The organism is Streptomyces sp. NPDC053673, from assembly GCF_055585225.1.
On record NZ_JBVJKN010000050.1, the window covers coordinates 1 to 10443 of the forward strand.

A 10443-nucleotide genomic window follows, 5' to 3' on the forward strand; every position below is an offset into this window, starting at 1 on the left:
CAGGCGCCGGGCACCCCGCTACGACGTCGGCAAAACCGTCCGCCGCGAGAAGACGCTTATCGCCCTACAGCGGTTCAAGGGTTAAAGAACAAGCTCAGCGACGCTTCTCAGAAGTCCTGCCGGACCTCCGGGACCCGGTCCAGCACCAGCCCGAAGTGGTCCCGGTACGCGGCCAGCACCTCGGCGTCGTCCCCGAGCGGCCGCTCCTGCCGCTCCCCGTGCGCCGTGGTGACGAGCTTGCGGCCGCTCAGGGTGATCCGGCCGTCCTCGGTGAGCCGGGAGCAGACGAGCGACCGAGTGAAGTGGGAGGCGGGAGAGGTGCGGTGATACCAGGCCCCGGCCTCGAAGTCCGCCAGCACGCGCGGACGCATGTCGACGCGGAACTGCGGTTTGCCGTCCCGCAGTACATCGAGATCCCCATCGGGCGCCTCGACGATCCGGAACACACCGGCCGGATCGCTCTGGTCCCCCTGCTCCTCCAGGACGAGGGGGTGGTGGCTGTGGTCGCCGAATCCGACGTCGGCCAGCCAAGGACCGGCGCCATCCGCCGTCTCCACGCGCAGGGTGAGGTGGTCGTACGGAATACGGAGCCGCCCGTCCGGCCCGAAGCTCCGCGCCTGGAGCAGCGTGACGCCGAAGCCCAGGCCTCGCAGCAACGCCGCGAAGGCACCGTTGAGTTCGTAGCAGAAGCCGCCGCGTCGGGCGCCGACAATCTTGTCGAGGAGCGGTTTGTCCTCCAGTACCAGGCTCTCCCCCAGATGGATCGAGAGGTTCTCGAAAGGAACCGAGAGCAGATGCCGCAGCTGCAGCTCCCGCAGGGCCACGGCGTCCGGCCGCTCCGGGCGGACGGCTCCGATGCGGCGGAGGTAGGCGTCGACGGTCTCCGGCGGCAGTGTCTGCGATGCGGTGTCCATAGAGGCAGTCTCGCCGGGAGCACGAGGCTGCGCCATGCGCCACTGGTCCTAGGCCGGTCGGCGTAGGCACGTACGCCCGTAGCCCGACGTACCGTGCCCCCCATGCCTCCCAGGTCCTGTCCGGGTGATCTTGTCGGGCCCTCGAAGACCGCCCGGACCTGGCGTTACGGCCATGACAACTCCGCCGGCCGCCGTCACGCAGCCGGGCCGCTGCTCATGCGCGACGGCCGGTGGCTGCACCGACCGGCTGGACCGACCGGCTGGTCCGACCGATTGCGCGCCCAGCCTGTACACCCGGCTACGCGGCTCACCCGGCGTCGGGGCCGCGCGGACCGCGTGCCACGGCTCGCAGCTCCGCACCGGCTCCCGTCACCGCGATCGCCCCGTCCTTGTCCGTGCTCAGTACCAGCGCCCCCTGGGCCCGCAGAGCGCCGACGGTACGGGGCGACGGATGACCGTACGGGTTGTCCCGGCCACAGGAAATCAGCGCGAGCCGCGGTCGCGCACCGGCCATAAGAGCGGGGTACTGGTACGCCGAGCCGTGGTGGGCGACCTTGAGCACATCCACCGGCGGCAGTGCGGGATGAGCCCGTATCAGCCCTTGCTGCGCCGGCGGTTCGAGGTCTCCGAGGAGCAGCAACGACAGGCCTCCGGCGGCACGGACGAGCAGAGTGACGCTGGCATCGTTCGGCCCGTCCGGCGTCCCACCGCGTCCGGGAACCGACCCAGAACCCGAGCCGGGAGCCGGTCCGGGAACCGAGCCGGGAGCCGGTCCGGCGTCCGGCCACAGCACCTGCCAGGTGAGCCGGCCCGTCCGGCGCCGCTCGCCCGGTCCCGCGCGGATCACCGGGACTCCGGCCGCTCTGGCGGTCCGGTGCACGAACTCCGCCTGGTCGCGCGGCTCTTCGAACGTCGTCGTCTGGATCGTGCCGACCGCCCTGTCCCGCAATACGCCGGGCAGCCCCGCGACATGGTCGGCGTGGAAGTGCGTCAGCAGCAGAAGCGGGACCCTCCTGACCCCCAGCTCACGAAGACACCGGTCGGTGAGCTCGGGATCCGGCCCGGCGTCCACGACAACGGCCGTGCCACCACCTGCCGCCAGCACCGTGGCATCGCCCTGGCCCACATCGCACATCGCGAACGACCAGCCCGGTGGCGGCCATCCGGTGACGATCCTGGTCAGCGGTGGCGGCCGCAGCACTGCGAGCAGAAGCAGCAGGGCACAGCCGGCGGCCGGCCATGGATGGCGCATCAGCCTCCGCGTCGCGAGCACGGCGACGGCCGTGCCCGCGGCCAGCAGGAGCCCGCCGCGCCAGCCGCCCGGCCACTCGGCCTGAGCTCCGGGCAGTCTCGCCCCGGCACGGGCGACGTCGGCAATCCACCCGGCCGGCCAGCCCGCGCACCGGGCCAGCATCTCCGCGGCCGGCATCGCCAAGGGCGCCACTGCGAGCGCCGCGAATCCCAGCACCGTGGCCGGCGCGACCGCCAGCTCGGCAAGCAGGTTGCAGGGAATCGCCACGAGGCTGACCCGCGCCGCGAACACAGCCACCACCGGGGCGCACACGGCCTGTGCCGCGGCAGCCGCTGCCAGCGCCTCCGCGAGCCGTCCCGGCACCCCGCGCCGACTCAGGGCCGCACTCCAGCGCGGGGCAAGGGTGAGCAGGGCGGCTGTGGCCAGCACAGACAGCAGAAAGCCGTACGTGCGGGCCAGCCACGGGTCGTACAGCACGAGCAGCAGCACGGCGGCGGCCAGCGCGGGAATCAGCGATCTCCGGCGGCCGGTCCCGATGGCAAGCAGCGTGATTAGCCCGCACGCCGCTGCCCGCAGCACACTCGGGTCGGGCCGGCACACCACCACGAAGGCGATCGCGAGCGCTCCGCCGAGCAGCGCCGTCGCGCGGAGCGAGATACCCAACCGGGGCGCCAGTCCACGGCGTTCGGCCAGCAGTGCGGTACCGGGTGGACCGATGAGCAGGAACAGCACAACAGTGAGGTTGCTTCCTGAGACCGCCAGCAAGTGAGTGAGATCCGTCGCCCGGAACGCGTCGTACAGCTCAGGTCCGATACGGGAGGTGTCCCCGACGACCAGCCCCGGGAGCAGCGCGCGGGCATCGGGTTCGAGTCCGCCGGTCGCCCGGCGCAGCCCGGCCCGAAGCGTCCCGGCCGTACGCTGCACCGCGGTCGGGGGCCCCGTGATACGGGGCGGCCCGTTGCCCTGCACCCTCAGAACGGCGGCGAAACGGTCGTCCCCCTCCAGAGCCGGCACCGACCGGGCGTCGATCCGCAGCCGTGTCGAGGGCAGCAGCCGCAGCCACCTCCCCGTCGCCGCCCCCGACCGGGCGATCACCAGGACCGGTGCGCGGGTGGCGACGACGGACCGGTCGGTCGCCGTCAACCGCGTGACCTCCGCCTCCAGCACGACCGCCGCCCCCGTCATCCGATCACCCCGCACACGCGGCCGCGTCATGCGCGGATCGGAGGTCACGGTCAACTCCGCGGTGACCCGCGCGTGCCGGCGCGCCGCTTCAGGCACGGGCCCCCTGTACAGATCCGCACCGCGCAGCCCACCCGCCGTCGCCCCCGCGGCGGCACAGAGCAGCAAGGCAGCGGCCGCAACGCGATTCCCGGCGCCGCGCCGGGCTCCCCGTCGCGCAGCCCGCACCAGCGGGAGCACCACAAGCAGCACAGCCGCGGCAAGGCAGCTCAGTACCGCCACGGCCGGCCAGCCCGCCGGAGCGGACAGGGACAAGGCTGCCGCTCCCCATGCCGCCAGCGCGGGCAGGACCAGGCGCAGGTCCGGCGGGCCCTCCTGACGGGGATCGGACGCGCCCAGCGGATGAGCCGCTGTGCTGTGAACTCCCCGGCGCGTCATGGCCGTACCAAGGACTGGAGGTCCGCGAACCGGCGGTCGCCGATCCCCCTCACCTCGCGGAGCTCGTCCACCGAGCGGAATCCGCCGTGCTCGGTGCGGTAGTCCACAATGTGCTGGGCGAGCACCGGGCCGACTCCCGGCAGCGTGTCGAGTTGCTCCGCCGTCGCCGAGTTCAGGCTCACGGGTCCCGCGGTCGGTGCTCCGCCGCCACCGGCCGGACCCGGAGCAGGACTGCCCGGCGGCGGCACGACGCCCACCACCACCACCTGCTCGCCGTCCATCAGCACCCGCGCCCGGTTGAGGCCGGTGATGTCCGTACCGGCCCTGACACCGCCCGCCGCTCGAAGGGCATCGGCCACACGCGAGCCGGCGGGCAGCCGAAGCACTCCCGGACGCCGTACCTTGCCGCTCACATCGACCACGATCCGCGCAGCCGGTTCCTCCGTGGGTGGCGCCCCGGGCGAGGGCCTCGGCTCCCGTGCGACAGGCGCGGGACGGCCCTCCCTGACGAGCTCCGGTGCCCTCATGGGCTCCGGACGGCCGGACCAGAAGTGCTGCACGGCGAACCCGACGGCCACCACAAGGACGACCGCCAGCGCGGCAAGTGCCCGCGGCTCCAGCCCACATCGGAGCCGGACCCACAGCGGCACTCGTCGCCACAGCGGCACTCGCTCCCACAGAGCGAGTCGCCCACGCTGCCGCACCGACAGCTCGGGAGCGGGCAGTCCATGCGTGACCGAATCGGGCGTCACCGGATCGGGCGCCAACGATTCAGACGCCAACGATTGAGGCGCCACCCGTTCAGACGCAGATGGTTCAGACGCAGACGGCTGAGACGCAAGTGGTTCAGACGCAGGCCGTTCAGGCACGAGCGGTTCAAACACAGGCCGTTCAGGCACAGGCGGTTCAGACTTACGTGATTCCGCAGACTGTCGGTTGCCGTCCGGCCGCCGTGGCACCGACCGCCCTGTCAGCGCCCGCCGAACCCCCTCCACCTGCACAGCCTCCGCCGACCGGTCCCCCCGTCCGCCATCCGGCGCCGACGGGACGCCCACACCCTCAACGGGACCGCTCGGTGTCTGGAACAGCGCGTCCGCACGTCGCCGCAGGGCCGAGGCCGGTGGGGCCGGCGAACCCGATGCCGGGCGGCGTCTGGCGCGCAACCTCCGTCGGTCGTGGACACGGCTGTCCGAGGCAGGGACACGGCCAGGGCCACTCGTCGCGGAGCGTGATCGATAGGTCATGCCCCCGACGGTAGGCACGTCCGTCGAATCCCGCCGAGCCGCCTCAATTCCGGTGGATGGCCCAGCCGTTGTGGACAACTACGTCACCCACAGGAGTCAAAGAGAGCCCAGGAACCATAGGGACCACATGGAGCACACAGCGCAGACGAGGCCATCCCCAACAGCCGCTGGCTCATCTCGCTGAGACCGCCGCTGGGGTTGTGGGCCTCACCGAGGTGAGACCACAACCCCCAGCAGTCCAGGCCCCGTGTGCGCACCGATCACCGCGCCCACCTCGCTCACATGCAGTTCGGCGAGGTTGGGCACCCGCTCCCGCAGCCGTTCCGCCAGCGCAGACGCCCGTTCCGGTGCCGCGAGATGGTGCACCGCGATATCCACCCCGTCGGCGCCCGCACGTTCGACGACGATCTCCTCCAGCCGGGCGATCGCCTTCGATGCCGTACGCACCTTCTCCAGCGGCTCGATGCGCCCGCCGTCCAGCTGGAGCAGTGGCTTCACTGCGAGCGCCGAGCCCAGAAGCGCCTGGGCCGCGCCGATGCGCCCGCCCCGGCGCAGATAGTCCAGTGTGTCGACGTAGAAGTACGCGGACGTGCCCGCGGCCCTCTTCTCGGCCGCGGCCACCGCCTCGTCGAGAGTGCCACCGCCGTGGGCCGCCTCGGCCGCAGCGAGCGCGCAGAAGCCGAGCGCCATCGCGACCATTCCGGTGTCCACCACACGGACCGGAACCGGCGCCTCCCGAGCCGCCAGCACCGCTGCGTCGTAGGTCCCGGAGAACTCGGACGAGAGATGCAGGGAAACGATTCCGGTCGCACCGGCTTCGGCCGTGGCCCGGTAGGCCGCGGCGAACGTCTCGGGGCTGGGCCGGGACGTGGTCACGGGACGTCGCTTCTGCAGTGCGAGGGCGAGCGAGCGGGCCGAGATCTCGGTGCCCTCCTCGAGGGCCTGGTCGCCGAGCACGACGGTCAGTGGCACCGCGGTGATGCCATGCCGCTCCATCGTCTGCGGCGGCAGATAGGCCGTTGAATCGGTGACGATCGCGACATGGCGGGACATGAGCGGGAGGTTACCCCCAGGAGCCGCCGCAGGGCAGTCCGACCCCGCCCCAGTGATCGGTTCCGGTCGGCGAACCCTTCCGTCTGGGGGCGGTTCGCAGTCCTGCACAGTGCCCGGCACGGAGCTGGTCCGCGCCGGATCCAAGCCTGGCACGAGCAATCACGTACCCTCCACCGGGCACCGCCAAGCATTCCGCTTCGCCTGACGGTCCCGCCCTCACACCCTCTCCGGTCCGGCACAACATCCGGTCCGGCACGCCTGTCCGCCCCGGCGGCCGCCTCCGGCCCGGGCCACCCCACAGGCCCGTCCAGCTCGTCCTAGTTCGTCGTCTCCGGACGGGCCGTCTTCTCCCACGAGTACATCATCGGCTGTCGTGGATCACGGCCCGTGATCGCCTGCGGCCCCGACGCTCCGGCCTCGGACTCCCCCGTCCGCGCCGCCTCGGACGCCGGAGCCTGTGCCGGAGCCGGTGTCGCCTGCGGTGCGGATGCCGGAGCCTGCGCCGGAGCCGACGAGGAGTCCCGCGTCGGCTCCGGCCCCCACATCGGCTCCGTCCTGGACCAGTCCCGCAGCGCCCCCGCCTCCACGTCGATCTGCGCGCTCAGCGCCTCGAGATCGTCCTCGGCGAACGCCCGGGCCCGGTCCCTGGCCGCCCATCGCAGCGACTCCGCGGAGTGCGTGATCCTCTCGACCCGCTCGCGCAGCTGCGGCAGCCGCTCCACGATCCTGCTCCGGTCGGGCTCGCGCTCCAGTCGCCTCAGCTCGTCGTCCAGCTCATGTCCGTGCGCGCTCAACCGCTCGAACAGGCCGATCGACTCCGACAGCGACGCGTCCTCGGCCACGCCCGCGTGCAGCGCGTCCTGGGTGGCCTTCATCGACGTACGCAGGCGGAGCCGGAGCTGTGCCAGTTCACCGACCACACCGCCCTGCCCGAGGCTCTTCGCGCGCAGCGTCGTGTCCTCGACGGTGCGCCGGGCCTGAGTGATCGTGCGGTCCACTCCGCGCTTGGCCGCACCGATCACCTTGACGCTCACATAGACCCCGAGTGCCACGAAGGCGACGAAGAGCAGCGCCAGGATGATGATGACGGCTTCCATGGGGGCGCCCTCCGAGTCGTATGGATGTGTCCTTCCACCGTAAACGGAGCGGGCAGGCCGAGGGTTCCATCAGAACCCCCAACCTGCCCGTAGGGGAAAGACCAGGGAAGGCCGGCAACGACCGGGCTCACCCCAGGGACGACGGCGGCTACGCCGGGACGATGTTCACCAGCTTCGGCGCCCGCACGATCACCTTGCGGATGCCCGCGCCGCCCAGCGCCTCGACAACCGCAGTGTCACCCAGCGCCAGGGCCTCCAGTTCCGCGTCCGTGACCGACGGGGAGACCTCCAGGCGCGCCTTGATCTTGCCCTTGATCTGCACGACGCAGGTCACGGTCTCGTCCACGACGTACGCGGGGTCGGCGACCGGGAAGTCCTGGTGCACGACGGAGTCCGTGTGGCCCAGCTTGCGCCACAGCTCCTCGGCGATGTGCGGCGCCAGCGGCGCGATCAGCAGGACCAGCCGCTCCGCCACCGACCGGGCGACCGGACCGCCCGTCTTGGTCAGGTGGTTGTTCAGCTCGGTGATCTTGGCGATGGCGGTGTTGAAGCGCATCGCGGCCATGTCCTGGCCGACGCCGTCGATGGCCTTGTGCAGAGCGCGCAGCGTCACCTCGTCCGGCTCCTCGTCCACGACGGTGACCTGGCCGGTCGATTCGTCGACGACGTTGCGCCACAGGCGCTGCAGCAGGCGGTACTGGCCGACCACGGCGCGCGTGTCCCACGGCCGCGACACGTCCAGGGGGCCCATCGCCATCTCGTACAGGCGCAGCGTGTCGGCACCGTACTCGGCGGCGATCTCGTCCGGAGTGACGGCGTTCTTCAGGGACTTGCCCATCTTGCCCAGCTCGCGCTTGACCTGCTCGCCGTCGAAGAAGAACTTGCCGTCCCGCTCCTCGACCTCGGTGGCCTGCACCGGGAAGCCGCGGCCGTCACGGTAGACGTACGCCTGGATCATGCCCTGGTTGAACAGCTTGTGGAACGGCTCTGCGGAGGAGACGTGCCCCAGGTCGAACAGCACCTTGGACCAGAAGCGTGCGTACAGCAGGTGCAGTACGGCGTGCTCGGCGCCGCCGACGTACAGGTCGACGCCGCCGTGCGGCTGCCCCTCGCGCGGGCCCATCCAGTACTGCTCGATCTCCGGGTCGACCAGCTTGTCCGCGTTGTGCGGGTCCAGGTAGCGCAGCTCGTACCAGCACGAACCGGCCCAGTTCGGCATCGTGTTGGTCTCGCGCCGGTAGCGCTTGACGCCGTCGCCCAGGTCCAGCTCGACGTTGACCCACTCTTCGTTGCGGGACAGCGGGGTCTCGGGCTCGGTGTCCGCGTCGTCCGGGTCGAAGGTGCGCGGCGAGTAGTCATCGACCTCCGGCAGCTCCAGCGGCAGCATCGAGTCGGGCAGCGCGTGGGCGACGCCGTCCTCGTCGTAGACGATCGGGAAGGGCTCGCCCCAGTAGCGCTGCCGGCTGAACAGCCAGTCGCGCAGCCGGAAGTTGATGGTCGCTTCGCCGATGCCCTTGGCGACCAGCCACTCGGTGATCCTGGCCTTTGCCTCCGCGACGCCCAGACCGTCCAGGGAGATCTCGTCGTTCGAGGAGTTGATCGCCGGCCCCTGGCCGGTGAACGCCTCGCCCTCCCAGCCCTCCGGCGGCTGCACGGTGCGGATGATCGGCAGGCCGAAGGCCTCGGCGAACTCCCAGTCGCGCTCGTCCTGACCGGGGACGGCCATGATGGCGCCGGTGCCGTAGCCCATCAGCACGTAGTCGGCGACGAAGACCGGGATCCGCGCGCCGGTGACCGGGTTCAGGGCGTAGGTGCCGGTGAACACACCGGTCTTGTCCTTGTGTTCGGTCTGCCGCTCGACGTCGCTCTTCGTCTGGGCCTGCTTGCGGTACGCGGCGACGGCGTCGGCCGGGGTGGCAGCGCCACCGGTCCAGGCATCCTTGCCCTGGGCCTCCTGCGGCCACTCGGCCGGCAGGATCGAGTCGATCAGACCGTGCTCGGGCGCCAGGACCATGTAGGTCGCGCCGAACAGGGTGTCGGGGCGGGTGGTGAAGACCGTGACCGAAGCGCCGTTGTGGCCGTCGATGGAGAAGTCGACGCGCGCGCCCTCACTGCGGCCGATCCAGTTGCGCTGCTGCAGCTTGATGGCCTCGGGCCAGTCCAGCGCGTCCAGGTCGTCCAGCAGGCGGTCGGCGTAGGCGGTGATGCGCATGTTCCACTGGCGCAGATTGGCCTTGAAGACCGGGAAGTTGCCGCGCTCGGAGCGGCCGTCGGCAGTGACTTCCTCGTTGGCCAGCACGGTGCCCAGGCCAGGGCACCAGTTGACCGGGGCGGCGGAGGCGTACGCCAGGCGGTACCCGCCCAGCACATCGGCGCGCTCGACAGCGCTCAGCTCATTCCAAGGGCGCCCGCTCTCGGGCGTGCGCTCCCCGCTCTCGAACTGCGCCACCAGGTCGGCGATCGGACGGGCCTTCTTCGCCGCCTCGTCGTACCAGGAGTTGAAGATCTGCAGGAAGATCCACTGGGTCCACTTGTAGTAGTCCGGGTCGATCGTCGCGAACGACCGGCGCCTGTCGTGGCCCAGGCCCAGCCTGCGCAGCTGGACCTTCATGTTCTCGATGTTGGCTTCGGTGGACACGCGCGGATGCGTGCCGGTCTGGACTGCGTACTGCTCGGCCGGCAGGCCGAAGGCGTCGAAGCCCAGGGTGTGCAGCACGTTGTGGCCGGTCATCCGCTGGTGACGGGCGTAGACATCGGTCGCGATGTAGCCCAGCGGGTGTCCGACGTGCAGGCCCGCACCGGAGGGGTACGGGAACATGTCCATGACGAACTTCTTGGGCCGGGCGACGACATTCGGGTCACCGGCCAGATCACCACTGGGGTTGGGCGCCTCGTACGTGCCGTCGGCGTCCCAGGAGTCCTGCCAGCGTGCCTCGATCCCGGCGGCCATGGCCGCCGTATAGCGGTGCGGTGCAGCCGCCTCCGCGGAGGGGGCCCCACCCGCGCCGAAGGCCACGGGGGAGGAATTCGTCTCGCTCATGATCCTGAAAGCTCCATCGATCGTCTCTGCCGGCGATTACCGAAACGAAAAATCCCCTCGCACAGGAGGGGACGCCGCGCCGATTCCGACCGTTTGATTCACCGGTCGGGACTGATCAGCGCGGCTCGCTAAGCAGAAGGCGTACGGCACGCATGGCGTCAGGGTACAGCAGGGCCCCTCCGGGCCGCATCGAGTGTCCGCTCGGCGGGCACGAACGCCACGT

General features: G+C 71.1%; 6 protein-coding genes. All 6 read right to left on the reverse strand.

Annotated features, from left to right (window positions below; translation table 11 throughout):
• Positions 1 to 107 precede the first annotated feature (107 nt).
• The 6 genes from ACZ6ZQ_RS35895 to leuS all read right to left on the reverse strand — a co-directional run bounded on the left by ACZ6ZQ_RS35895 (position 108) and on the right by leuS (position 10220).
• The gene (locus tag ACZ6ZQ_RS35895; RefSeq protein WP_469772723.1) at positions 108 to 914 is read right to left on the reverse strand and encodes an arylamine N-acetyltransferase family protein; all 807 of its coding nucleotides are present in this window, start codon (positions 912 to 914) and stop codon (positions 108 to 110) included.
• Between the two features lie 307 nt (positions 915 to 1221).
• Positions 1222 to 3786 carry a ComEC/Rec2 family competence protein gene (locus tag ACZ6ZQ_RS35900; RefSeq protein WP_469772724.1) on the reverse strand — a complete coding sequence of 855 codons (2565 nt, stop codon included), beginning with the start codon at positions 3784 to 3786 and terminating at the stop codon, positions 1222 to 1224.
• Complete coding sequence (locus tag ACZ6ZQ_RS35905; protein ID WP_469772725.1) at positions 3783 to 4655, reverse strand: ComEA family DNA-binding protein; 873 nt, start codon at positions 4653 to 4655, stop codon at positions 3783 to 3785. Before ACZ6ZQ_RS35905 ends, ACZ6ZQ_RS35900 begins: the two co-directional genes overlap by 4 nt.
• Positions 4656 to 5237: 582 nt before the next feature.
• A complete protein-coding gene (locus ACZ6ZQ_RS35910) occupies positions 5238 to 6083 on the reverse strand; it encodes a DegV family protein (protein ID WP_469772726.1) in 846 nt (281 codons plus the stop codon).
• A 317-nt stretch (positions 6084 to 6400) separates the two neighbouring features.
• Positions 6401 to 7180 (reverse strand): hypothetical protein, encoded by a 780-nt coding sequence (locus ACZ6ZQ_RS35915; RefSeq protein ID WP_469772727.1) that lies wholly within the window; start codon positions 7178 to 7180, stop codon positions 6401 to 6403.
• A 148-nt stretch (positions 7181 to 7328) separates the two neighbouring features.
• On the reverse strand, positions 7329 to 10220 hold the full coding sequence (gene leuS / locus ACZ6ZQ_RS35920; protein WP_469772728.1) for a leucine--tRNA ligase: 2892 nt from the start codon (positions 10218 to 10220) through the stop codon (positions 7329 to 7331).
• Positions 10221 to 10443 lie beyond the last annotated feature (223 nt).